A 23,469-nucleotide genomic window follows, 5' to 3' on the forward strand; every position below is an offset into this window, starting at 1 on the left:
TCACCTATGTCAGATAACACGATCATGCGCCGGTCCAGTTACGGCCCGTCGAGCCCCGAAGTGGGGCGGCGGGGCGCGGACACGCGACGCAAGATAGTGGACGTCTCGCTGCGTCTCTTCGCCGACCAGGGCTTCTTCAACACGTCGGTCGATGCAATCGCCAAGGGCGCCGACGTCTCTCGCGCGACGCTGTACCAATACTTCCCGGGCAAGGACGAGATCTTCGTCGAGCTGCTCAACGAGTGCGGCGCCGCCCTGATCCGCGTGGCCCGCCGGATCGGGCAGCTGGGCCCGACCGACGTGGGGCTCGACAACCTGCACTGGTGGCTCGGCGAGTGGAGCTGGGTCTTCGAGAAGTACCGCACGATGTTCGTGCAGTGGGCCGTGGTGGCCTCCGTCGACACCGAGGTCCGTCCCGAGGTCCTCCGCTTCATCACCGAATACAACAAGCGTCTGGCCGCGCGGCTCAAGGAAGCAGATGTCGAGGCCATCGATCCGGTCACGGCCGCGACCGTTGTCAGCGCCCTGGTGCACCGGGTCAACCTCTTCCAGCACACCGGCCGGATCTACGACGTCGATCCCGAGGTGCTGGTCTCCAACCTGTCCCTGTTCCTGCAGCTGTTGGTGTTCCCACAGACGCCGGACACCGTGCTCAACAGCCTGGCCCATCCCACGGTCGGGTCGTCCCCGATTGAACTGCCTGCGCCCCCCGCCACCACCGGCCTGTCCGTGGAGGAGCGCGGCGAGGGGCTGAGCAAGCGCGCCGCTGCGACGGTGCGCAACCTCGTCGATGCGGGGGCCGCGCAGTTCGCGTCCAAGGGCTACTTCCGGACGAGCGTCGACGACATCGTCGTCGACGCCGGCTTCGCCCGAGGCACCTTCTACAAGTACTTCAGTGAGAAGCAGGACCTGCTGCTCGCGGTGACGGTGGAGGCGGCGACAAAGGCCGAGGACCTGGCGGCCCGCATGCGCGAGCTCGATCTCGCCGCCGATGACGACGCAACGCTGCGCGGCTGGCTGGCCGACTTCATGGCCTACATGGCGAAGTACAGCGGGTCGATCGACGTGTGGACCGAGCACACCACCGACGACGAGCTGATCAGGGCCATCGGCGCCCATGCCCAGGCGTCCATGGATCTCGCCCTCGAAGCAGCCCTGACGACGACCAGGCGGACCTACCCCTTCGATCCGGTATCCGGTGCCCTGATCCTTCGCGGCCTCATCACCCGACTGCCCGAGGCTCTTCGGGAGATGGCTCCGGACGCCAGCGACGACCAGATCATCGACCTGATGGCGACCTGCATCAGGCGCGGTTTCTTCAGTCACGCGATCTGACACTCGCGCGCAGGTTCTTCGCCGAGGACTGAGCCCGTACGGCGCGCCTTGGCCCAACCCCTTGATTCAATCTGACAATTATGTCATGTTTACGTGGTGGTCGGGGAGTTTCCCGACCGACGTGCGAGCCTCGAGAGGAAATGGGACATGGACATCAGCCAGGCAGCGGCAGTCGTCACGGGAGGCGCAGGTGGCCTGGGTGAGGCCACGGTCCGCAAGCTTGCGAGCGTGGGCGCGGCCGTGGTCATCGCCGATCTCAACGACGACGGTGGCAAGGCCCTCGCCGCCGAGCTGGGCGGCAACGTCACCTACGTGCGCACCGACGTGCTCGATGAGAACAGCGTCAACGACGCCCTCGCGGCAGCAGCAGAGCTCGCTCCCCTGCGCGTCGTGGTCAACGCCCACGGCGGCGGAGCCGGCGCCTCCCGGGTCGTGGGCCGTGATGGCGAACCCGCTCCCTTCGAGCAGTTCCAGTGGTACATCAACCTGTTCCTCAACGGAACCTTCAACGTCCTGCGCCTGGGTGCCGCCGCGATGGCCAAGAACGAGCTCGACGCCGGCGGCAGCCGCGGCGTCGTCATCAACACCGCGAGCATTGCCGCGTTCGAAGGACAGATCGGCCAGACGGCGTACGCCGCCGCGAAGGGTGGTGTCGTCGGCCTAACGGTGCCGGCGGCGCGCGACCTGTCCAAGCTCGGCATCCGGGTGATGGCCATCGCTCCGGGCACCTTCTTCACCCCGGCCTTCAAGATGGAGCGCGAGGAGGCGGAGAAGTTCTGGGGATCGGCCGTGCCGTTCCCCAACCGGATGGGCAGCCCGTCGGAGTACGCCTCCCTGGTGGCTCACATCGCGGAGAACGACTATCTCAACGGCGAGGTCATTCGCATCGACGGCGCGTTGCGCTTCCAGCCCAAGTGATCCACCCTCACCCCGCTCTGTAACAACGAAGGGGTGCCCGGCCGGTCGGCCGGGCACCCCTTCGTTGTCAGGCGGAGGCGGGTGTCAGATGACCGCTGCGTCGCGCAGGTCGGCGATCTCAGCGGGAGTGCACCCGAGGGTGGCCAGGATGGTGTCGCTGTGCTCGCCCACCGCCGGCACCGGATCCATCCGCGGCTCCACGCCATCGAGCGACGCCGGCGGCACGAGTGCCTCGACCACGCCACCGGGCGTCGCCACGTCGCGCCAACGCTTGCGCTCGGCCAGCACCGGGTGGGCCCAGAGCTGGTCCATGGTGTTCATCCGAGCGTTCGCGATGCCGGCGCTCTCTAGACGCGCTTCCAGATCCGTCGAGGTGAGCTCGCGAGCAGCCGCCGCGATGATCGCCTCCAGTTCGTCTCGGTGAGCCACCCGATCGGGGTTGCGGGCGAAGCGCGGATCGGTGACCAGGTCAGGCAACCCGAGCACCTCCTCACACAGCCGGGCCCACTCGCGCTGGTTCTGGACGGCGAGCAGGACCGCCTCCCCGTCCCTGGCGACGAACGGGCCGTACGGCGCGATCGTGGCGTGCCGGGCACCGGTCCGTCGCGGGCTGCTGCCGCCGTACTGCGTGTAGTAAGCCGGCGAGCCCATCCACTCGGCCAGGGCCTCGAACAAGGAGACCGTCACGGCCCGGGCACGGCCGGTCGTGGCCCGCGTGTAGAGCGCCGCGAGGATGCCGGAGTAGGCGAAGCTCCCGGCGGCGATGTCCGCCACCGAGATGCCGGCCTTCGCGACCTCGGCCTCGGAGCCCGTCACCGACAGCAAACCGGCCTCGGCCTGGACGAGCAGGTCGTAGGCCTTCCGGCTGCGCCACGGACCGTCGGCGCCATAGCCGGAGATGTCGCAGACGATCAGCCGCGGGTGGGTCTCGGCGAGGTCGTCGGCGCCGAGTCCCATCCGCACGGTGGCGCCGGGACCGAGGTTCTGCACCAGGACATCAGCCTCGGCCAGCAGCTCCCGCAGGATCCGCTGTCCCTCCAGTGCCTTCAGGTCGAGCGTCAGGGACTCCTTCGACCGGTTGAGCCAGACGAAGTAGCTGGACTCCCCGTGCACCGTGTCGTCGTAGCCGCGCGCGAAGTCGCCGATCTCGGGCCGTTCGATCTTGATGACCCGCGCGCCGAGATCGGCGAGCTGACGGGTGGCGTACGGCGCCGCCACGGCCTGTTCGAGGCTGACGACGGTGATGCCCTCGAGTGGACGATCAGACATCGCACTCACCGCACCAGGGGGTCGCGGGGCAGCCCGAGGAGCCGCTCGGCGATCGTGTTACGCATGATCTCCGAGGTGCCGCCGGCGATCGTCAGACACCGGGCGAACAAGTAGGGCGTCGTGACCTCGGGCCGGTGCCCGGTCACCGCCGCGGTTCCGGCCAGCACCACGCCGAGGCTGGTGATGCGCTGGGAGTGCTCGGCCTTCATCAGCTTGGTGACGTTCGCCTCCGGACCGGGCCGACCGCCGGCCAGGGCACGCGACGCCTGGCGGAGGTTGAGCAGCCGCAGCGTGTGCGCCTCGACCAGCATCGCGCCCACCTCATGCTCGGCATACGCCGGCAGGCCGGGCGTCTTGTCGAGCAACTCCAGCAGCTGGTCGGCCCCGAAGGAGATCGAGCCGCTCCCGCCTCCGATGGAGACGCGCTCGTTGCCGAGCGTCGCCCGGGCGACCTTCCAGCCCTCTCCCTCGCCGCCGATCACGTCGGCGTCGGGGACGAAGACGTCGTCGAAGAAGACCTCGTTGAAGAGGGCGTCTCCGGTGAGTTCGCGCAGCGGCCTGATCTCGACTCCGGGATCGCTCATGTCGATCGCCATCATCGTCACGCCCGCGTGCTTCGAAGCGCCGGGATCCGTTCGGACCGTGGCCAGACCCCACTGACAGTCGGCAGCGGTGCTCGTCCAGACCTTCTGCCCGCTGACCACCCAGCCGCCGTCGACCCGCTTGCCGGTCGTCCGGACCGCGGCGGCGTCGGAGCCCGCGTCGGGCTCGCTGAAGAGCTGACACCAGTCGGTGCGCCCGCGCAGGACGTCGTCGATCCACCGCGACTGCTGGTCCTCGGTGCCTTCCTGGGAGATCGTGAGGCTGATCCAGCCGGAGATCCCCGTGTCGGGCACATCGACGCCCGCGAACTCCTCCTCGATGACGAGCTGCTCGACCACGCCGGCGCCGCGGCCCCACGGCGCGCGCCAGTGCGGCACGAGGTAGCCGCTGTCGACCAGGAACCCGCGCCGCTCTGACTCGGGCAGGCTGAGCGTCCGGGCGACCGCATCCCGGGCCTCCGCCCGGAAGGTCTCCGCCTCGGCGGGGAGCTCGAAGGACGCACCGTGGGCGTTGCCGGCGCGATAGGCCTCGACGACGTCGACCAGCGGGTCACGCCCGTCACGCAGCAGGGCCGCGACGGTCTCGGCGCGGCGCAGATAGAGGTGGGCGTCGTGCTCCCAGGTGAAGCCGATGCCGCCATGGAGCTGGATGTTCAAGCGCGCGGTCTGCACCTGCGCACGAGCAGTGTGCGATGCCGCCACCGCGGCGGCGAACCACGCGCCATCAAGATCGGTCGAACGGGCAGCGTCCCAAGCTGCAGCGACGGTCTGCTGCGCGTCGACCAGCATGTTGGCGAGGTGATGCTTGACCGCCTGGAACGTGCCGATCGGGCGCCCGAACTGCTCGCGCACCAGGGCGTAGTCACGTGCGGCCTCGACGCACGCGAAGATGCTGCCGACCGACTCGGCCGACGCGAGGATGCGGAACAGCGTGAGCGCATGTCGCGCGCCGCCGTACACGATCCGGCCGGGCGGCACGACCACCGAGTCGGCGACGACGGTGCCGATCCCCCGGGTGCTGTCGAGCCCCTCTTCGGGGCGTACGGCGACGCCGACCGTCGCCGCGTCCAGGAGGACGACGTCGTCGCCAACCACGAGGGCCAGCAGATCGGCCTGGGGAGCACCGAGCACGGCACGGCTCTCCCCCGTCAGGCGTCCGTCGCTGTCCAGCGACAGCCCAATCGCGAGACCCACGGCACCGATCTGGGTGCCATCAGCCAGGCCGGGCAACAGCTCGTTGCGGATGCTGTCGTCGGCCGAGCTGCCGACGAGAGCCGAGCAGACGACGGTCGGGAGGAACGGTCCGGGTGCGAGCTCGTGACCGAGGCTCTCGAGGACGATGGCCAGCTCGGCGAGGCCGTAGCCGGACCCGCCGTACGCCTCATCGAGGTGGAGTCCGAGCCAACCCATCTCGGCCAGGGTGGACCAGTAGTCCGGCCAGGAGGCGGTTCGCGAGCTCGACGCCTGGTCGAGCGTCGCCCGAGCGGCCGCGCGGGCGCCCGCGCGCTGCAGGTAGGAGTCCGCGACCTGGGCCAGCGCCTCGTGGTCCTCAGTGATCGCCAAAGCCATGGCGCTTGCCTTTCGTCAGAGGCGACCGAGGGGACCGGCCACCGGTGTGTACTGGAGTCGTGTGGCGTCAGGTGGTCGAGGCGGCGGGAGCGGGCGCGCGTTGAGCCAGGGTGCGGCGCGCCTGACGGGCGACCGCCTCATCGATCATCCGGCCGTCGGCGTCGACGGCGACTCCGGCGCCCGCCGCGTCGAGCCGCCGCAGGATGTCCTCGGCTTCGCCGGCCTGGAGCGTGCTGGGCGTGAACACCTCGTGCACGACCGGGACCTGAGCGGGGTGGATGCAGGCGCGTCCGACGAAGCCGAGGCGGCGCAGCGCCCGGGTGGACGCCGAGAAGCCGGCGAGGTCACGGAAGTTCGTCGAGACCGGGGCCACCGGGCTGCCGATCCCGGCCGCGCTGCACGCGACCACGGCCTGGCTCCGGGCGAAGAGCAGCTCGATCTCGTCGGCACCGGGCTCCAATCCGAGATCCGCGGCCAGATCGACCTCACCCAGGTGGAGTGTGGTCACCCGGGGGGCGCGAGCGATCTCCACGACGTTGGCCACCCCGAGGCCCGACTCGATCAGCGGCCCGACCGCGATCCGCCCGCGGGTCAGGCCCTGCGCCACCTCGGCCTCGCTCAGCAGAGCATCGAGGCGAGCCAGCTCCGCGCGACTCGACGCCTTGGCGGGGATCACGCCCCGCAGACCGGGTCCGACGACCGCCTGGATGTCGCGACCGAGTCGTTCGTCGTTGTTGAGTCGCACCCACGCCTCGACGCCCGCAGGACGCGGGAGCGCGAGGTGAGCCGCGACCTGCGCACGGGCGGCCTCCTTGTCGGCCGGAGCCACCGCGTCCTCGAGGTCGAAGATGACCGCGCCGGCACCGAGGCCCTCGGCCTGGACGAACCGCTCGGGGTTGTTGCCGGGCACGTAGAGATAGCTGATCGCACTCACGAGGCCGCCTCGATCGCCGTTCGCACAGTTCACTCCTCAGGAAGGGATACGGTTGTGACGCCGATTACATCGCATATGGCCTTCGATGTCAGATGCTGACATGGCAAAGGGTGCCATTTGCGCGTGATTCCGGCAAGACATAGATAGACACTGCGTCAGATCTGCGATTACAGTCGTCGCTGACGCAGGAGCTCCCGCCGCGGTGGTGTGAGCAGGCGGAAAGGTCCGATGACGTGCACCAGCGGGAGCGGCAGACACCATGACCATCTCTTTGATCCTCGACATGGCGACGTCGGCGCACGGTGAGCGCGGTGCCTTCACGGTCGACGGCACGACCGTCACCTTCGATGAGCTCGGTCATCTGGTGGCCGCTGTCGGCAGTGAGCTCCAGGACTCCGGCGCCAAGCACGTGGTCTTCCTGGGGCACTCCGGGCTCGAGCTGCCCGTCCTGCTCTTCGCCTCCGCCCAGGCCGGCCTGCCCTTCACCCCGGTCAACTACCGGCTGGGCGATCGCCAGCTCAGCGACCTGATCAACCGCGTCGACGGCGCCGTCGTCGTGGTCGACCCCGACGTCACGGCGTCCTTCACCGACGTGTCCGCGCCGATCCTGTCGGCCCACGTCCTGCTGAAGGCTGCTCGCACCCGCACCGACCTGCTTCCCTCGGTCGACATCGACCCGGATGCCCCCGCCGTCATCCTCTTCACCAGCGGCACGACCTCGGCCCCCAAGGGTGTCGTGCTGCGCCACAGCCACCTGCTCAGCTATGTCATGGGCACCGTCGACTTCGGGTCGGCGGAGAGCACCGACGCTGCGCTCATCAGCGTGCCGCCCTACCACGTCGCGGGCATGGGCACGATCCTCACCAACCTCTACGCCGGCCGCCGGATGGTCTACCTCCCCCACTTCGACGCCGGCGAGTGGCTCGCCCTGGCGCGCGATGAGAAGGCCACATCGGCCATGGTCGTGCCCACCATGCTCGAGCGCATCGTGCAGTCGCTGCAGGGAGCACCGGCCGAGATTCCGAGCCTGCGATCCCTGTCGTACGGCGGGGCGCGGATGCCCCGACCGACGCTGGAGGCGGCCCTCGTGGCCTTCGACGACGTCGGCTTCGTCAACGCCTACGGCCTGACCGAGACCAGCTCGACGATCGCTCTCCTCGGCCCCGAGGACCACCGCGAGGCTCTGTCCAGCGACGACCCGGCCGTCCGGATGAGGCTCGGTTCCATCGGTCGACCCGTCCCGGGTGTTGAGGCCGTCATCCGCACCGCCGACGGCGACCCCGCTCCGCTCGGCGAGCAGGGCGAGCTGTGGGTCCGCGGGCCGCAGGTGTCCGGCGAATACATGGGCCTGGGCTCGGTCCTCGACCCGGACGGATGGTTCCCGACACGCGACCTCGCCTACCAGGACGCCGATGGCTTCCTGTTCGTCGTCGGCCGCAACGACGACACCATCATCCGAGGTGGCGAGAACATCGCCCCCGCCGAGATCGAGGACGTCCTCGTCCACCACCCGAGTGTGCAGTCGGTCGCGGTCGTGGGCATCCCCGATGACCACTGGGGCCAGGCGATCGTCGCCGCGGTCGTGCTCGAAGTGGGCGCGGACCCCGATCCCGAGGAGCTGCGCCAGTACGTGCGGGCCAGCCTGCGCGGATCCCGCACCCCCGATCGCGTGATCTACGTGAGCGAGCTGCCCAGCACGGCCACCGGCAAGATTCTGAGGAAGGAGATCGTGGCGAACCTCGTCGCGAGCGCACAGTCATGACCGTTATGGAGGAACGTCCGATGTTGAAGAACGGTGCCCGCCTGCAGAGCCAGGTGTGCGAGACCCAGATCATCGTGGTGCGCGCCGGCACCACCGGCGGCGCGCTCACCTGCGGAGGTGCCCCGATGATCGAGCTCGCCGGCACGCCGGGCGCAGGGCTGTCGCTCGCGCCCGATGCCGCCGGGGGCACCGCCATCGGCAAGCGGTACGTCGACGCGGCCGACACCACCGAGGTGCTGGCCACCAAGGGGGGCGCGGGCTCGCTCGCTTTGGACGGAGTGCCGCTGGCGATCAAGAGCGCCAAGCCGCTCCCGTCGAGCGACTGACCTCTCCCCCACTTCGATCCTCCCGGAGGCTCCCCGATGACGACCGTCCAGCCCGAGACCACGACCGCGCCCGCGGCACTGACCCAGGTGCGGGACGGCATCATGGTCATCACCCTCAACCGGCCCGAGGCACGCAACGCGGTCAACGAGGAGATGTGTCTCCTTGTCGGAGACGCCCTCACCCAGGCCGAGCAGGAACCCGCCGTCCGGGTCGTCGTGCTCACGGGGGCCGGCGACAAGGCGTTCTGCGCCGGCGCCGACCTGAAGGCCCTCAGCCGTGGCGAACGGATCATCCCGGCAGGTCGCGAGGCCTGGGGCCTGGCCGGCTACGTCGGCCATGCGATCAGCAAACCGACGATCGCCGCCGTCAACGGTCCCGCCCTCGGAGGTGGCACCGAGCTCGTGTTGGCCAGCGACCTGGCGGTGGCGGCCGACACCGCCACGTTCGGCCTGCCCGAGGTCAAGCGGGGGCTCGTCGCGGGCGCCGGTGGTGCCTTCCGGCTGATTGCCAAGCTCCCGCAAACGGTCGCCATGGAGCTGCTCCTGACCGGTGAGGCGATCACCGCCCACGAGGCGTTGGCCCTCCATCTGGTCAACCGGGTGGTGCCCGCCGAGCAGGTGCTCTCGACCGCGCTCGAACTGGCCGCAACGATCGCCGGCAACGCCCCGCTCGCGGTGCAGGCCCACAAGCAGATCGCGCTGGGGCAGACGCCCGAGGGCGATCGCCCGGACGAGCGTGCAGGCTGGGAGTCCACCAGCCGGCTGCTGCCGGCGATCGCCCGCTCAGAGGACGCCAAGGAGGGCCCCCGCGCCTTCGCCGAGAAGCGTCAGCCGGTGTGGCAGGGGCGCTGAGCCCGGCTCTCAAGGCCCCGGACTCAGGCCCACCGGACCACCGCGTCGAGCGCGGCACGTGGCGTGCGGAAGCCGTTCGCCGGGTGGTTCGCGTCGGCATAGCCGAACGAGACAGTACAGACCACCTGCCGGTCGTTGGCCAACGCCAGGTGCTCGCGCACAGCATCGGACACGGACGCGATCGCGGCTTGGGCGACCGTGGCGATGCCGAGGCTCTCGGCGGCCAACATCAGCGTGCCCACGTAGGCGCCGCAGTCGATCGCGCCGTACGTCCCCAACTGGGCGTCCGTGGTGATGATGGCCGTGTGGGGCGCCCCGAAGAAGCGGAAGTTCTCCAGGGCCTGGAGGAGCCGCGCCTCCCGGTCATCGCGCGCCACGCCGACGCTGGCGTAGAGGAGATGACCGGACTCACGGCGCCGCTCCTGGTAGACACCGACATAGGCTGCCGGACCTGGCAGGTCGGAGCGCCGCTCGCCCTCGATGACCGCCCGCGTGAGTCGCTCCGCCAGCTCCCGGGTCGTCGCGCCACTGGTGATCACCACCTCCCAGGGCTGGGTGTTGCACCACGACGCCGTGCGTTGGGCGAGGGCGAGCATCTGCTCAATGTCGGCGCGCGGCACCTCGCGGTCGAGGAAGGCACGGCAGCTGTGTCGCCCCTGCGACAGCCGCGTCAGGGCCAGATAGTCAGACGTCATGCGAGCTCCATCCCATAGTTATGAACACTGTGTCAGATATGCTGTGGCCATGACGGGCTACCTTGATGACATCAGAGTCGACCCGAGCGAGATCGCCGCCCAGGAGGCGCTCTACGGCCCCCTGACGCAGAGCATCAGGTCCCTGATCGATGCAGCCATCCGGACTGAGGTCGACAGCGAGGACATCGCCGGAGCGACGGCCGCGCTCACGCAGGTCGCCAGCCTGCTGCGTGCTCGTCAGATCGATGGCTCCTACGGCGCCCAGCCCTCCGTCACGGGGGTGCAGCGGAGCTGGGCGAGTCCGGTCATCGGTGTCAGGAACCCGATCGCACCACCGCTGATCCTCGAGCACGAGCCCGACGGCAGGGTGTGGGCGCGGTTCCGGCTCGGCGCCGGCTACGAAGGCCCGCCCAGCCTGGTCCACGGCGGTGTCTCGGCGTTGATCCTCGACCACGTGCTCGGCGAGGCGGTGCATGCCTCCGGCCACTGGGGCATGACCGGCACGCTCACCCTGCGCTACCGCCGCCCCACACCGCTCAACCGGCCGCTGCGCGCGGACGCGCGGATCGACCGGGTCGAGGGGCGCAAGGTGTACGCCGATGGCAGCATCTCCGACGAGCGCGGGATCACCGTCGAGGCATCGGGCATCTTCATCCTGCCGACGGGATACGCCGCGGCTCGGTGAGGCCGAGGCCCGCTCCTCGCGAGAGCCGACGCGCCTCCAGCTCAAATGCCGCCGCGGGCGACGAGCTGGTTGGCGATCACGTTGCGCTGGATCTCGTTGGTGCCCTCGCCGACGATCATCAGCGGCGCATCGCGGAAGTAGCGCTCCACGTCGTACTCCGTAGAATAGCCGTAGCCACCGTGGATGCGGACGGCATTGAGGGCGATCTCCATCGCGACCTCAGAGGCGTACAGCTTCGCCATCCCGGCCTCCATGTCGCACCGCTCCCCCGCGTCCGAGCGCTCGGCGGCGTAGCGGGTGAGCTGTCGGGCCGCGGTCAGCTTGGTCGCCATGTCGGCGAGGTAGTTGCCGATCGACTGGTGCTGGTAGATCGGCTTGCCGAATGTCTGCCGCTGCTGGGCATAAGCCAGCGAGTCCTCCAGCGCAGCCGTCGCGACGCCCAGAGCGCGCGAGGCGACCTGGATCCGACCCGTCTCCAGGCCCTTCATCATCTGGCCGAAGCCCTGGCCCTCCACGCCGCCGAGGACCGCGGACGCCGGGATCCGGTAGTTGTCGAACGAGATCTCACACGACTCGACGCCCTTGTAGCCGAGCTTCGGGAGATCGCGCGAGACGGTCAGCCCCGGGCCGTGCTCGACCAGGACGATCGAGATGCCGGCGTGACGCGGGGATGCCTGGGGATCGGTCTTGCACAGGAGCGCGATCAGCCCGGACCGACGCGCGTTGCTGATCCAGGTCTTCGAGCCGCTGATGACCAGGTCGTCGCCGTCATGGCGAGCCGTTGTCGCCATCGCCTGGAGGTCCGAGCCGCCGCCGGGCTCCGTGAGCGCCATCGTGGCCCGCAGTTCGCCGGTCGCCATCTGAGGCAGGTAGCGCTGCTTCTGCTCCTCGGTGCCGAAGAGGCCGAGTAGTTTCGCGACGACGGTGTGTCCGCCCATCGCCCCCGCGAGACTCATCCAGCCCCGGGCCAGCTCCTCGGTCACCTGGACGTAGCAGGGCATCGACACCGGACTGCCGCCGTACTCCTCAGCGACCGCCAGTCCGTAGATCCCGATCTGCTTCATCTGGTCGATCCACTTCTCGGGATACTCGTTCGCGTGCTCGACGTCGCGCACGGACGGCTTGACCTCACGGTTGACGAAGTCACGCACCGTCTGCACCAGATAGGTCTCTTCCGGGTCCAGGTTGGTCATTGTTCGATCGTGACCGTTCTGACACTTGTGGTCAAGTCGTTCACGCGTAATCATGGACGGCATCTGCAGTGATTGTGACATTCCCGTCACGCTTGACGAGACGGCCCCTACACAATGGTCGGGCCGCGGATGGAGAGGTCATCTAATGCCGACCCCTGTGGGCGGACCGTTTTTCGACGAACTCGCGGTCGGCATGACCTTCGAGAGCGCGCCCGCCCTGACCCTGACCGACGGCCTCGCCGCAACCCACCGGTCGATCCTCGGCGATCGACTGCGACTCTCCCTCGACCACGAGCTGTCGCGAGCGGTCACCGGCGCCCCGACTCCGCTCGCGAGCCCGAGCCTGGTCTGGGACGTCGCGATCGGCCAGTCGACCCTGGCCACCCACCACGTGAAGGCCAACCTCTTCTACCGCGGCCTGCGTTTCCACCGCTTCCCCCACCTCGGCGACACGCTGCGGACCCACACGGAGGCTGTGGGACTCCGGCAGAACTCGGCGAAGCCGGGGCGGGCCGCCACCGGCCTCGCCGTCCTGCGGATGACCACGACCGACCAGCACGGCGCGACCGTGCTCGACTTCTACCGCTGCGCCATGCTGCCGCTCGGACAGAGCCCGGCGCCGGGCCGGCACGCGCCCGACCAGGACCTCACGACGATCGGCGTGGACCAGGGCACCGCCTGGGCCGCCCCCGCGGGTTGGGACCTCGCCGAGTTTCAGGCGTGCGTGCCGGAACGCCACGACGGAGCCTCTCTCGTGGGCCGGACCTTCGCGACCTCCGGCGACGTCGTCTCCTCGGCGCCCGAGCTCGCCCGTCTCTCCCTCAACATCGCCGCCGTCCACCATGACGAGCGCGGCGCCGGATCGCGGCTCGTGTACGGCGGCCACACGATCGGCCTCGCCCTGGCTCAGTTGACGCGAGCCCTGCCAGATCTCGTCACCGTGCTCGGGTGGGAGTCCTGTGATCACACGGGGCCCGTGCACGAAGGGGACACCCTGACCAGCGAGATCGAGGTGCTCGGATGCACGGCCCTCGCCGAAGGCCACGCCGTGCCCCTTCGCTCGGTCGTCACGGCGCACACGCTCTCCGGCGAGCCGCGACCCGTGCTCGACTGGCGCTTCACCGCGCTGTTCGCCTGATCCAATCTCGCGCGCTTCGAATCACCCTTCCTGACAGTCGCGTCAACTTCTTGCGCCCATGACGACACCGCCGCAAACCCAGTCGCCACCCCCTCCCGCCGGGCACGACTGCGCTCTGCTCAGGAAAATTCGGCAACCCTGGCCAGACCCCTTGCGGTGTGACGTGTGTCATGCCAAGATCGCACCGTCCCTTATCTGACGTATGTGTTCAGTTTGAGTCGGATCGAATCCCCCTAGGAGAAACCATGCTCGTTGCCACAACCGGCCGCCGTCGGGCTCTGGCCGTCGTCATCCCAGCCGTCCTGGCCCTGACCGTGACCGCTTGTGGGTCGAGCGAGGACGACGGGGTCAACACCGGGCTATCGGAAGCGGAGAAGTCGGCGCTGTTCGGCACCCCCAACAAGGCGACCGGTGAGCCCATCACCATCGGCGTCATCAGCGAGGGGAAGGGCCAGGCCGTCGACCAGAGCGACGAGTACCGCGGCGCCGAGGCAGCTGCCGCGTACGCCAACGACTACCTCGGCGGCATCAACGGCCACAAGATCGAGGTCAAGGTCTGCGAGGTCCGCCAGGACCCGGCCATGGCCACGGACTGCGCGAACCAGATGGTGAGCGCGAACGCTTCGGCGGTGGTCGAAGGCACTCTCGCCGAGGTCGACCAGACCGTCGCCGTGCTGTCGCCGGCCGGCATCCCGATCACCGCGGCGAGCGGCAGCACCGAGGCCGCCTTGTCGTCGCCGCACTACTTCTCGCTCTTCAACGGTCTCTCTTACTTCGGTGTCCCGGCTGCCGACGCCGAGATCCAGGGCGTCGAAAAGGCGGCGTTGGTCGTCATCGCCGTGCCCGGCGCCGAGGGACCGGCCCGCGCGGTCGGTTCCGCGCTGTACGGAAACGCCGGCGTCGACCTCGAGGTCATCGCCGTCCCGCCGGGCACGGCCGACATGACCCCGCAGATCACGGCGGCGAGCGCGGGCGAGCCCGGTCTCTATCACGTGTTCGGCAACGAGAGCTTCTGCACCCCGGCGATCCAGGCGATCAAGGCGGTCGACCCGGACGCGAAGATCACCGTGATCGCACAGTGCCTCTCCGCCGCCGGCGCGAAGTCGATCCCTGGTGGCTACGAAGGCGTCCGCGTCGTGACGACCACGAACCTCGACCCGGAAAGCGAAGAAACCAAGCTGTTCAGCGCGATCCTCGACGAGTATGGGGACGGCGCCGAGGAGACAGTCATCACCGCCTCGGGCTACTCCCCGATGCTCGGTCTGATCAACGCGCTCAACGCGGCGAAGATCACCGACACGAGCGCCGCCGGCGTCGTCTCAGCCCTGAAGGCAGCTCCGCCGACGACCTACCCGCTCGGCGCGGGAGCCCAGTTCCAGTGTGACGGGAAGCAGATGGCGGCCTCCCCGAACGTGTGCAGCTCCAACGGCATCATCGCCGAGGCGACCGCCGACGGACAGTTGGAGAACTACGAGCTGATCCCCTCCGACCCGGAGCTCTACACGCTGCCCACCAGCTGATCCTGGCCCCGGTCATGCCTGTCGGTCGTCGCCCCATCCGGGCGGCGGCCGACAGGTTTGTCACTTCCGCCCTCCGCCCTTACTAAAAGTGACTCCGCTGTCAGATCATCTAGCGGAGAGGGTCGCCGCCCGGTTAGATTGGGAGCCTGCACGCTGGCCAATGAGGCCGAACCCCAAGTTGCACGAATGTCAGAAGGAGTGTTCTAGATGTCCGAAAGCCCCGGTGGCGCCACGATGGTCGTCTGCGCCTCGCACAGTCCCGGGATGCTTCGTGACACCGGCGAGGAGGACGGCGCGACGTTCCGCGCCGGCATCGACGAGGCCCGTCGTCGGGTCGCCGACTTCGCGCCCGACCTGGTGGTCTTCTTCGGCAGCGATCACCGCCGTGCCTTCGTCGACAGCGTGCCGGCGATCGCCGTAATGGTCGCCGCCGACGGCCTGGGCGACCTTGGCTCCCCCACCGGCAGCTACGACGTGCCGGCCGACATCGCCGAGCCCCTGGCGGCGTCGCTGCTCGAGCAGGACTTCGATGTGACGGTGGTGCGCAAGGTCGCCCTCGACCACGGATTCGGACAGACCTACTCCCACCTGATCGGCGACCTGCCGACCGTCCCAGTGATCCCGATCTACCTCAATTGCGCCACTCCCCCGCTGGGCGGTCCCGGGCGCTTGTACGCCCTCGGCCGACGCGTCGGTGAGGAGCTGGCGCGTTTGGGCAAGCGCGTTCTGTACGTCGGCTCCGGCGGCCTCTCCCACTCGCCGCCGAGCCTCGAGGCGGCGGCCGCCGGGCTCTCCGACGAGGAGCGGATCAAGGTCAACGAGGCCGGCCGCGCCGCAGCGAAGGACAAGATCAACCCCGACTGGGACCAGCAGTTTCTCAAGCGGATCGCTCACGACCCCGAGAGCCTCGCGACCTTCACCAACGACGACATCGTCCCGGCCGGAGTCGGCGCTCACGAGGTCCGCACGTGGATCGCAGCAGTCGCCGCGGGCGCCACGCCGATGGAGACCGTGGCCTACGAGCCCGTCCCCGAATGGATCACCGGCATGGGGGTCGTGACGACCTCCGCCGACGCGCTCCGCAGCGCGTGGCCTCCCCCCACCATCTCTGACCCCAGATCGAACAGGCTCTGACATGACCCACGTCATCACCGGAAGTTGCTGCAACGACGCTGCCTGCGTGCCAGTGTGCCCGGTCAACTGCATCCACCCGGCGCCCGGCGAGCCGGACTTCGGCACCGCCGAGATGCTCTACATCGATGATGCCAGCTGCATCGACTGTGGCTCGTGCGTCGACGTGTGCCCCGTCAGCGCGATCACGGCCGACTACGACATGGACCCGATCGACGAGCCGTTCCTCGCCCTCAACAGCGCCTGGTTCGCCGCGCCGGATCGGTCGTCGTATTCCGCGCCTCCGCGCGAGCCGGTCCTCACCGCCACCCGCCCCGGTCCGTTGAAGGTCGCCGTGATCGGCACCGGCCCCACGGGCGGGTACGTCGTCGAGTCGCTGCTCGGCATCCGCGGGCTCGCGGCGGAGGTCACCATCGTCGACAAGCTGCTCACCCCCGGCGGCCTGGTGCGGTACGGCGTCGCGCCGGACCACCAGGAAACCAAGGGTGCCGGCGCGGTGATCGACAAGACGCTCAAGCGCCCCGGTGTGAGCGTGAAGCTCGGCGTCGAGGTCGGCGTCGACGTGACACTCGAGGAGCTCACGGCCAGTCACCACGCGGTGGTGGTCGCGACCGGCTCCTCCGAGGGCCGCAAGCTCGGCATCCCCGGTGAGGAACTCCCGGGCTCGCACTCCGCCGTCGCCTTCGTCGCCTGGTACAACGGCCACCCGGACCAGGCGGGGATCGACTTCGATCTGACCTCCGAGCGTGCTGTCGTCATCGGCAACGGCAACGTCTCCCTCGACGTCGCGAGGATCCTCCTCGCCACTCCCGACGCGTTGAAGAAGAGCGACATCGCGCCGCACGCTCTCGACGCCCTCGCGGAGAGCAAGATTCGCGAGGTGGTGCTCGTCGGCCGTCGCGGTCCCGAGCATGCGGCCTTCACCGCGGGTGAGCTCATCGGGCTCACGCAGGTGCCCGGCCTGGGCCTGTCCGCACGTCCCGAGGACCTTGAGGTCACGAGCGACGACCCGATCGTCGCTCACAAGATCAAGCTCCTGCGGGGTCTCAGCGGCGGCGATGCCGACAGGCGGCTGGAGTTCCGCTTCGGACTGCGCCCGGCCGAGCTGCTCGGCGAGACCGGCGTGCGCGCCGTCCGCTTCGACGACGGCGAGGAGCTGGAGTCGGGCCTCGTGCTCAGTGCGATCGGCTACCGCGGTCGTCCCCTGCCGGGGTTGCCCTTCGACGAGTCGCTGGGCCAGGTTCCCAACGAGGACGGCCGGGTCACTCCGGGCGTGTACGTCGCCGGGTGGATCAAGCGTGGTCCATCGGGCGGCATCGGCGCCAACAAGTGGTGCGCGAAGGAGACCGTCGGCGCCCTGCTCGCCGACTTCGACGCCGGCCTGCTGGCCGAGCCGACCGGCGGTGTGCCGACCATCGGGGTCGGACTCGACGCCTGGACCCTCATCGACGGACTCGAGAAGTCACTGGGTCGTGCCGCCGGTCGTCCCCGGATCAAGCTCGTCGACGTGGCCGAGCAGCGTGCGGCGCTGGCCGGCAGCTAGCACCGCACGGCCCGCCTCAGCCGTGCTTGACCAGGCCGCCGTCTACCCGGAAGTCGGCACCCGTAGCGAAGACGCGCCGTCGGAGGCCAGGAACGCCACGAACCTCGCGATGTCGTCCGGCTGGCCCAACCGCGGAATCAGCGAGCGCTCCATCAGCGCTTCGGTCACCCCGGGCATCGACAACTGCTTCGACGACCCCGGCGTCTCGATCACTCCCGGGCTGACACTGATCGCCCGGATGCCGAGCGGAGCGCCCTCGGCGGCCATGACGTGGGTCATCCCCCGGACGCCCCACTTGGTCGCTGAGTGGGCGATCCCGGCGACGCTGCCGCCGTGGCCGGCGACGGAGGCGGTGTTGATGATCAGCCCGCCGTTGACGCCGCGCTGGGACCAGGCGGCCTTGGTGACCAGGGTCAGCTCGTTGCGAATCGAGCGGTCCCAGTCGGTCGGCGACATCGCCTCGATCGTGGAGAAGACGCCGGCGGAGGCGTTGTTCCACAAGATGTCGATCCGGCCGAACTCGTTGGCCGCGCGATCGACCCAACGCTGGCACTCGCCGAAGTCCCCCAGGTCGACGGGTGAGACATCGAGCATGGTGCCTCCCGCCTCAGCGACCAGGGCCTGTGTCTGCGCACTGTCTCGGCATAGACATCGCACCCCACCACCAGCGCGCCGGCGGCGGCGAACCGCAACGCACCGGCGCGGCCGATGCCGCCGCCGGTCCCACTGATCAGCGCCACCTTGCCGTCAAGCGAACGCGTCATCGCGTACCGTCCTTTCGCGTCGCAGCAGGGCTGCGAGTCAGTTGTCTGCTGATAGGAACTCGTCGAGGAGCCGCGCCAGGGCCCGCGGCTGGTCGCTCTGGATCGCGTGGCCGGCACCTGCGACGGACACGACCCGGGCCGACGGCGCCAGCCGTTGGAACTCCTCGCGATCCTTGGGTGACACGAAGACCGAGTCTCCCGACCACGAGCAGGAGCGGCGACGTCACCCTCGCGACGTCCTCCCACAGCTCCTGCACCGGAAACGACTGGTCGGGGCCCTGATCGGTCGCAGCGCCAGCGCCAGGTGGAGTGGCCATGACCGAGCAGGTCCACTGCTAGGGCTGGATGATCGAGGAGGAGCAGGACGAGATCCCAGGCGTGGGCGTTCTGCCCGCCGCCGTGCACCAGCACCAGCTCCGGCTCGCCCTCGCCCCACCCCAACGCGCTGAGCCGACTGCCGTCAGATTCGACAAAGAGTCGGGTCACCGACGGAGCCGCGCTCGGGTCGAGTCCGATCTCGAGCGCGGCCTCCGTGAGGGAGCTGAACTCCTCCTCAGCGCTCACGCCGAGGCAGGCTCCGTCTCACCGAGGTAGGCGGCCTCGAGCCACTCCGGGTGAGCGGCCAGCTCGGCCGCGCTCCCGCGCAGTCGCACATCACCGTGCACGATCACAAGGGACTCATCGGCCACGTCCAAGGCGAGGTGGACGTGTTGCTCGACGAGGACCACGACCGCCCCGGTGTCGTCGGCGATGCGCCGCACAACCGGCAGGAGCTCCTCGACGATGACGGGTGCGAGCCCCATGCTCATCTCATCGATGAGGAGCACCTGCGGCCGCTGCACCAGAGCTCGCGCGACCGCCAACATCTGCTGCTCGCCTCCCGAGATCGCGCCCGCCGACACCTTCAGGCGCTTCTTGAGCGCCGGGAAGAGCTCCATCGTCGCGTCCAGGTCGGGGCCTCCCGGCTTGTGAGCGATCTGGAGATTCTCCTTGACGCTCAGCCCGGTGAACAGCGCCCGGTCGTCGGCCACGAGGACCAGGCCGGCCTTGTTCGCCGCTCCGGGGCGGGCGTTGGGGAGCGGCTTGCCGTCCACCAGCACCTTCCCTGCGATCCGGGGCAGCAGCCCCGCCAGCGTCGTCATCACGGTGGTCTTGCCGGCGCCGTTGGGGCCGAGGATGGCGAGCACCTGACCGGCCGAGAGGCTGACGTCGAGGTCACGGACCACGGTTACGGAGCCGTATCCGGCCGCGAGGCCGCGGACCTCCAGAACGGGCACGCCCGCGGGTTCTGGGGTCACGTGGAGTTCGCTCATACCGTCGCCGCCTTCTCTGTGTGGGAGCCGAGGTATGCCTCGGCGACTCGAGGGTCGACCCGGATCTCGGCCGGGGTGCCAGACGCGATCACCTGACCGAAGTTGAGGACCGCGATGTGGTCGCACAGGTTGAGCATCAGCCCCATGTCGTGGTCGACCACGATGATAGTGACGCCGCTGTCCCGGATCCGGCGCAGCCGCTCGCCGAGCCAGGTGCTCTCGGCGGTGTCCAGGCCCCCGGCAGGCTCGTCGAGCAACAGGACCCGCGGGTGTCCAGCCAGCGCGCGAGCGATGGAGACCAGCTGACGCTGACCTTGGGAGAGCTCACCCGCGGGACGCTCCCGGACCGAGTTGAGACCGAGCAGTCGGAAGACGGCCTCGGTCCGTTCGGCCGCGCTGCGCGTCTGCACGCCTCGGGACTCGGGGCCGTGCCCCGACGCGGTGAGACCGACCTTGACGTTCTCGAGGACGCTGAGGTCCTCGTAGAGCTCGATGGCCTGGAAGGTGCGGCCGAAGCCGACCCGGATCCGCTGATGCGGCGCCAGACCCGCGATCGCACTTCCGGCGAGGACGACCTCACCGGTGTGCGGCGCGAACCCGCTCATCGCGTCGATCAGTGTGGTCTTGCCAGCGCCGTTCGGGCCGATCAGGCCGAAGATCGATCCGCGCGGCACGCTCAACGAGACATCGTCGACGGCGACGACGCCGCCGTAGCGCACGGAGACGTTACGCAGTTCGAGCTCGGTCGCCGCCTCGACGTCGACGGTGACGTGCTCGATCGTCTCACTGTCGTCGAACGACGCCGACGCGCCGATCGGCGACCGATCGACCACGACCTGCGCGCGCTTCGCGATCAGCGCATGCGCGGGGCCGACGATGCCCTCCGGGTTGAGGATCACGGTCAGCACGAGGAGAACGCTGGCGACCACCGGATACCAGCCGCCCGCCGAGAACGTCTCGTCGACGAAGATGAAGAAGAGGCCGTTGGTCGCCGTGACGCCGGCGAGGAGACCGCCGGAGACGGAGGTGACGCCCGCGAGGTAGACGGTCGCGAAGAGGAAGAGCCCCGACATCGCTGAGAACGACGTCTCGCTGATGGTCTGCTGCTGGTAGGCCAGCAAGGAGCCACCTAGACCGGCGACGAAGGCCGCGATCGCGAAGGCGAGGATCTTCACCCGGGTCACGCTCACCCCAGCGGCGGCGGCAGAGCGCTCGTTGGCGCGGACCGCGAGCATCTGTGCGCCGAGTTGGCTGCGTCGCAGCTGCGCGACGCAGACCGCGACCGCGACCAGGACGGCGAGGCACATCAGCCCGAACCGGATCCGGGGGTAGTCGGCGCCAGCTCCGATGCCAAGGTCGAGTCCGAACAAGTCGGGTGAGTCGACGGTCACGCCGGATGTGCCGACGAAGTCGATGTTGCGGAACCAGAACGCCTCGACGGCGAAGGCGAGAGCGAGGGTCACCACCGCCACAGTGAGGCCGCGGACCCGGAGCGCTGGCAGACCGATCACCACGCCCAGGACCATGGCCGCCAGGGCCGCCAGGATGGGCGCGAACGGGAACGGGATGTTCAACGTGTCGCTGATCGGGGCGAGCAGGAAGCCGCCGGCACCGGCGATGGTCAGCTGGGCGAGCGAGACCTGGCCGGCATATCCGGTCACGATCACGATCGACAGCGCGATGATCCCCATGATGAACGAGGTGATCAGACCGTTGCGCCACCGGTCGTCGAGCAGCACCAGCGCCAGTCCGGACACCGCGGTCATGACGATCGTCGTTGAGACCACGCGAGTCGGGCGCGGCGCACGACCGAGCGTCTGCAGGATGATCGCGCCGCGGGCCGGCAGTGAGCGGGCGCGGACGACGAGCACCAACAGGATGATCGCGAGCGGGATCAGCTCGGGCAGACCCGACGCCGGCAGTGACTGGTGTGCGGAGGAGAGGTACTGGGCCTCCGACTGGAGCGCGCCGATCGCCAGCCCGGCGACGACCGCCCATACGACGTACTCGAAGCGCGCGACGATGGCCGCGGCGAGCGCCGGCACGATGAACAGCGTGTAGGCGACGGGGACGAGCGGCACGATCGGAGCGATCAGGATGCCAGCCAGGCCTGCAACCGCCGAGCTGAGCATCCAGTTGTAGGCGGCGATCCGGTCCGGGGAGATGCCGCTCAGGTAGGCACCACGCTCGGTCTCGGCGGAGGCGCGCGTGCTGAGACCGAACTTCGTGAACCGGAACGCCAGCATCAGCACGATCGCGACGGTCAGGATCGTGATGGCGAAGTAGACCCGGTCGGAGGAGACGAACAGATCACCGCTGCGCCACATCTCGACAGGGAAGATCGGCGCGACGGCCACCGCGTCGGTGCCGAGCCTCTCGGCGAGCAGACCGGTCACCAGGAGCGACAGGCCGAGCGCGGCGACGGCACGAGCGACCGGAGGCGCCGTGCGCAGCGGCCGGAAGACCACCACGTAGAGGACCAGTCCGATCAGGGCCCCGAAGAGCAGCGAGAGGATCAGGGCCGGCCACATCCCGAGCGGCTGGCCGAAGTCGATGGTGTTGGGGAGGCCCGGGATCGGGAGCAGGAACCGGCCCTCGCGCAGGAACGCATACACGTAGGCGATGTAGAGGGCGATCGCCCCGCTGCCGAAGTTCAACACTCCGGAGCTGCGATACGTCAGCACGATGGCCAGTGCCAACGCCCCGAACACGGCTCCGTTGCCGAGGCCGAGCAAGAGGAAGACGAGATGCTGCGTCATCGACGGCAGTCCCTTCAGATCGAATCTGTGATCGGTGACACAGACGTTAGATGAAAACGAACCGGTCCGCTAGGGGTGAGACCCAAAACATGTGGCGGCCGTCACCAGTGCCCGCCCTGGCAAGCGTGCACGCGTTGAGAACGCTCACCTGGTCGCGTCATCGACTTCCGAACCACCCCAAGGCCAGAGGTGGTCACTACTGTCAGTTTTGGACGACTCAGTGGCGAATCAGGCGATCGCTGATCACGGTCACGTCGAGCTTGAAGTCGTCATAGGACCGGCTGGCCGGCTCGATGGTCAGCCAGGTGACCCCGGCCTCGGCGTAGTCGTCGATGCGCGGCGCCACGGCAGCGGCGAACTCCGTGGCGCCGGCGCGCAGCAGGTTCTTCTCGAACGGCACGAAACTGACGTCCATCGCACCTCGCCCGAGGTCGGCTCGACGCTTGTTCTGCTCGTCGATGAGCGCGCTCAATGACGCGAGATCCTCCAGTGGCGGCGTCCTGGTGATCGCCGCCATCTCGGCCGACTGAGCCATGGGCATCCAGCCGTCGGCCAACTCCACGACGCGGCGCCGGGCTGCCCCGCTGTTGCCGCCGATCCAGATCGGCGGACCACCGAGGAGGGCCGGCAGCGGCAGGGAGACATGCCCCGGTATCCCGAACTCGGGGCCGTCGTGTTCGAGCCCCGCCCAGGTGGCGCGCATCGCCGCGATCCCCTCGTCGAGGAGCTTGCCGCGCCGCTTGAAGTCCGCGCCGAGGGCAGCGAACTCGGTCTCGAGATATCCGGCGGCCATGCCCAGTGTCAGCCGCCCTCCCGAGAGCAGGTCGAGGCTGGCGGCTGCCTTGGCTGCCAGGAAGGGGCTTCGATAGCCGGCCACCATCACATAGGTGATCACCTGGAGGTGACGGGTTGCCTCGGCCACCATGCTCAGCGACACGAACGGGTCGAAGGCGTGATGCCCGCCGTTGCCCAGCCACGCCTTGTCGGGATACGGGTGCTCGCTCATCGCGAAGCCGTCGAAGCCGGCATCCTCGACGAAGCGAGCCAGCTCACCGAGGCTGCCCTCACCGATCCACTCCGGATAGTGCTTCACCGCACGCATCGGGAACATCAGGTTGGTCTTCACAGCAGCTCCAATCAGATCACTGGCACGTCATTTCA

20 protein-coding genes are annotated in these 23,469 nt (G+C 69.1%); 10 read left to right on the plus strand and 10 right to left on the minus strand.

The genetic code is table 11. The features are described from left to right. The first annotated feature begins 6 nt into the window (after window positions 1–6). The gene (locus D0Z08_RS01390) at window positions 7–1,335 is read left to right on the plus strand and encodes a TetR/AcrR family transcriptional regulator (protein WP_118921905.1); all 1,329 of its coding nucleotides are present in this window, start codon (window positions 7–9) and stop codon (window positions 1,333–1,335) included. Window positions 1,336–1,482: 147 nt separating this feature from the next. Next, window positions 1,483–2,253, plus strand: coding sequence for an SDR family NAD(P)-dependent oxidoreductase (locus D0Z08_RS01395; RefSeq protein ID WP_118921907.1), 771 nt, complete (start codon window positions 1,483–1,485; stop codon window positions 2,251–2,253). An 84-nt stretch (window positions 2,254–2,337) separates the two neighbouring features. On the opposite strand, the gene D0Z08_RS01400 is transcribed toward D0Z08_RS01395, so the two are convergent. From D0Z08_RS01400 to D0Z08_RS01410, 3 genes are all read right to left on the minus strand, one after another. Continuing rightward, window positions 2,338–3,522 carry a CaiB/BaiF CoA transferase family protein gene (locus tag D0Z08_RS01400; RefSeq protein WP_118921909.1) on the minus strand — a complete coding sequence of 395 codons (1,185 nt, stop codon included), beginning with the start codon at window positions 3,520–3,522 and terminating at the stop codon, window positions 2,338–2,340. Between the two features lie 5 nt (window positions 3,523–3,527). After that, window positions 3,528–5,693 carry an acyl-CoA dehydrogenase family protein gene (locus tag D0Z08_RS01405; protein ID WP_118921911.1) on the minus strand — a complete coding sequence of 722 codons (2,166 nt, stop codon included), beginning with the start codon at window positions 5,691–5,693 and terminating at the stop codon, window positions 3,528–3,530. Window positions 5,694–5,760: 67 nt separating this feature from the next. Further along, window positions 5,761–6,627: an HpcH/HpaI aldolase/citrate lyase family protein gene (locus D0Z08_RS01410; protein WP_118921913.1), complete on the minus strand. Its 867-nt coding sequence runs from the start codon at window positions 6,625–6,627 to the stop codon at window positions 5,761–5,763. 259 nt (window positions 6,628–6,886) lie between these two features. On the opposite strand from D0Z08_RS01410, the gene D0Z08_RS01415 reads away from it, so the two are divergent. The 3 genes from D0Z08_RS01415 to D0Z08_RS01425 are packed head-to-tail and all read left to right on the plus strand — an operon-like array spanning window position 6,887 to window position 9,567. Beyond that, entirely contained in the window at window positions 6,887–8,389 is a 1,503-nt protein-coding gene (locus D0Z08_RS01415; RefSeq protein WP_118921915.1) for a class I adenylate-forming enzyme family protein, read from the plus strand. Between the two features lie 20 nt (window positions 8,390–8,409). Further along, window positions 8,410–8,715, plus strand: coding sequence for a hypothetical protein (locus D0Z08_RS01420; protein WP_118921917.1), 306 nt, complete (start codon window positions 8,410–8,412; stop codon window positions 8,713–8,715). A 36-nt stretch (window positions 8,716–8,751) separates the two neighbouring features. Further along, window positions 8,752–9,567: an enoyl-CoA hydratase-related protein gene (locus D0Z08_RS01425; protein ID WP_118921919.1), complete on the plus strand. Its 816-nt coding sequence runs from the start codon at window positions 8,752–8,754 to the stop codon at window positions 9,565–9,567. A 23-nt stretch (window positions 9,568–9,590) separates the two neighbouring features. Here the strand turns inward: D0Z08_RS01425 and D0Z08_RS01430 are convergent, their stop codons facing one another. After that, window positions 9,591–10,262 (minus strand): nitroreductase, encoded by a 672-nt coding sequence (locus D0Z08_RS01430; protein WP_118921921.1) that lies wholly within the window; start codon window positions 10,260–10,262, stop codon window positions 9,591–9,593. A 49-nt stretch (window positions 10,263–10,311) separates the two neighbouring features. Here D0Z08_RS01430 and D0Z08_RS01435 point away from each other — a divergent pair, with 49 nt between their 5' ends. Continuing rightward, window positions 10,312–10,947, plus strand: coding sequence for a PaaI family thioesterase (locus D0Z08_RS01435; protein ID WP_118921923.1), 636 nt, complete (start codon window positions 10,312–10,314; stop codon window positions 10,945–10,947). A 41-nt stretch (window positions 10,948–10,988) separates the two neighbouring features. Here the strand turns inward: D0Z08_RS01435 and D0Z08_RS01440 are convergent, their stop codons facing one another. Then, complete coding sequence (locus tag D0Z08_RS01440) at window positions 10,989–12,140, minus strand: acyl-CoA dehydrogenase family protein (RefSeq protein WP_118921925.1); 1,152 nt, start codon at window positions 12,138–12,140, stop codon at window positions 10,989–10,991. Window positions 12,141–12,285: 145 nt separating this feature from the next. Here D0Z08_RS01440 and D0Z08_RS01445 point away from each other — a divergent pair, with 145 nt between their 5' ends. The 4 genes from D0Z08_RS01445 to D0Z08_RS01460 all read left to right on the plus strand — a co-directional run bounded on the left by D0Z08_RS01445 (window position 12,286) and on the right by D0Z08_RS01460 (window position 17,472). Then, a complete protein-coding gene (locus D0Z08_RS01445) occupies window positions 12,286–13,278 on the plus strand; it encodes a MaoC family dehydratase (protein WP_118921926.1) in 993 nt (330 codons plus the stop codon). A gap of 245 nt (window positions 13,279–13,523) precedes the next feature. Beyond that, window positions 13,524–14,798, plus strand: coding sequence for an ABC transporter substrate-binding protein (locus tag D0Z08_RS01450; RefSeq protein ID WP_182481089.1), 1,275 nt, complete (start codon window positions 13,524–13,526; stop codon window positions 14,796–14,798). A 207-nt stretch (window positions 14,799–15,005) separates the two neighbouring features. Further along, window positions 15,006–15,932: a 3-carboxyethylcatechol 2,3-dioxygenase gene (locus D0Z08_RS01455; protein ID WP_220453967.1), complete on the plus strand. Its 927-nt coding sequence runs from the start codon at window positions 15,006–15,008 to the stop codon at window positions 15,930–15,932. Window position 15,933: 1 nt separating this feature from the next. Continuing rightward, on the plus strand, window positions 15,934–17,472 hold the full coding sequence (locus D0Z08_RS01460) for an FAD-dependent oxidoreductase (RefSeq protein ID WP_118921930.1): 1,539 nt from the start codon (window positions 15,934–15,936) through the stop codon (window positions 17,470–17,472). 42 nt (window positions 17,473–17,514) lie between these two features. Here D0Z08_RS01460 and D0Z08_RS01465 read toward each other — a convergent pair whose 3' ends face one another. The 5 genes from D0Z08_RS01465 to D0Z08_RS01485 form a co-directional block, all read right to left on the minus strand. Next, on the minus strand, window positions 17,515–18,129 hold the full coding sequence (locus D0Z08_RS01465) for an SDR family NAD(P)-dependent oxidoreductase (protein ID WP_220453968.1): 615 nt from the start codon (window positions 18,127–18,129) through the stop codon (window positions 17,515–17,517). Between the two features lie 144 nt (window positions 18,130–18,273). After that, window positions 18,274–18,420 (minus strand): alpha/beta fold hydrolase, encoded by a 147-nt coding sequence (locus D0Z08_RS32530; protein ID WP_220453969.1) that lies wholly within the window; start codon window positions 18,418–18,420, stop codon window positions 18,274–18,276. A 376-nt stretch (window positions 18,421–18,796) separates the two neighbouring features. Further along, on the minus strand, window positions 18,797–19,549 hold the full coding sequence (locus tag D0Z08_RS01475; protein ID WP_118921932.1) for an ABC transporter ATP-binding protein: 753 nt from the start codon (window positions 19,547–19,549) through the stop codon (window positions 18,797–18,799). Further along, window positions 19,546–22,308, minus strand: coding sequence for a branched-chain amino acid ABC transporter permease/ATP-binding protein (locus tag D0Z08_RS01480; protein WP_118921934.1), 2,763 nt, complete (start codon window positions 22,306–22,308; stop codon window positions 19,546–19,548). Before D0Z08_RS01480 ends, D0Z08_RS01475 begins: the two co-directional genes overlap by 4 nt. A 217-nt stretch (window positions 22,309–22,525) precedes the next feature. Continuing rightward, a complete protein-coding gene (locus tag D0Z08_RS01485; RefSeq protein WP_118921936.1) occupies window positions 22,526–23,434 on the minus strand; it encodes an LLM class F420-dependent oxidoreductase in 909 nt (302 codons plus the stop codon). Between the last annotated feature and the right edge of the window lie 35 nt (window positions 23,435–23,469).

The organism is Nocardioides immobilis (assembly GCF_003515065.1).
Lineage (GTDB): Bacteria > Actinomycetota > Actinomycetes > Propionibacteriales > Nocardioidaceae > Nocardioides > Nocardioides immobilis.

What these genes read in the sequence shown, in the direction of transcription:
- D0Z08_RS01390 (WP_118921905.1), top strand. Translation starts at nt 7, where the DNA reads ATGTCAGATAACACGATCATGCGCCGGTCCAGTTACGGCCCGTCGAGC.
- D0Z08_RS01395 (WP_118921907.1), top strand. Translation starts at nt 1,483, where the DNA reads ATGGACATCAGCCAGGCAGCGGCAGTCGTCACGGGAGGCGCAGGTGGC.
- D0Z08_RS01400 (WP_118921909.1), bottom strand. Translation starts at nt 3,522, where the DNA reads ATGTCTGATCGTCCACTCGAGGGCATCACCGTCGTCAGCCTCGAACAG.
- D0Z08_RS01405 (WP_118921911.1), bottom strand. Translation starts at nt 5,693, where the DNA reads ATGGCTTTGGCGATCACTGAGGACCACGAGGCGCTGGCCCAGGTCGCG.
- D0Z08_RS01415 (WP_118921915.1), top strand. Translation starts at nt 6,887, where the DNA reads ATGACCATCTCTTTGATCCTCGACATGGCGACGTCGGCGCACGGTGAG.
- D0Z08_RS01420 (WP_118921917.1), top strand. Translation starts at nt 8,410, where the DNA reads ATGTTGAAGAACGGTGCCCGCCTGCAGAGCCAGGTGTGCGAGACCCAG.
- D0Z08_RS01425 (WP_118921919.1), top strand. Translation starts at nt 8,752, where the DNA reads ATGACGACCGTCCAGCCCGAGACCACGACCGCGCCCGCGGCACTGACC.
- D0Z08_RS01430 (WP_118921921.1), bottom strand. Translation starts at nt 10,262, where the DNA reads ATGACGTCTGACTATCTGGCCCTGACGCGGCTGTCGCAGGGGCGACAC.
- D0Z08_RS01435 (WP_118921923.1), top strand. Translation starts at nt 10,312, where the DNA reads ATGACGGGCTACCTTGATGACATCAGAGTCGACCCGAGCGAGATCGCC.
- D0Z08_RS01440 (WP_118921925.1), bottom strand. Translation starts at nt 12,140, where the DNA reads ATGACCAACCTGGACCCGGAAGAGACCTATCTGGTGCAGACGGTGCGT.
- D0Z08_RS01445 (WP_118921926.1), top strand. Translation starts at nt 12,286, where the DNA reads ATGCCGACCCCTGTGGGCGGACCGTTTTTCGACGAACTCGCGGTCGGC.
- D0Z08_RS01450 (WP_182481089.1), top strand. Translation starts at nt 13,524, where the DNA reads ATGCTCGTTGCCACAACCGGCCGCCGTCGGGCTCTGGCCGTCGTCATC.
- D0Z08_RS01455 (WP_220453967.1), top strand. Translation starts at nt 15,006, where the DNA reads ATGTCCGAAAGCCCCGGTGGCGCCACGATGGTCGTCTGCGCCTCGCAC.
- D0Z08_RS01460 (WP_118921930.1), top strand. Translation starts at nt 15,934, where the DNA reads ATGACCCACGTCATCACCGGAAGTTGCTGCAACGACGCTGCCTGCGTG.
- D0Z08_RS01475 (WP_118921932.1), bottom strand. Translation starts at nt 19,549, where the DNA reads ATGAGCGAACTCCACGTGACCCCAGAACCCGCGGGCGTGCCCGTTCTG.
- D0Z08_RS01480 (WP_118921934.1), bottom strand. Translation starts at nt 22,308, where the DNA reads ATGACGCAGCATCTCGTCTTCCTCTTGCTCGGCCTCGGCAACGGAGCC.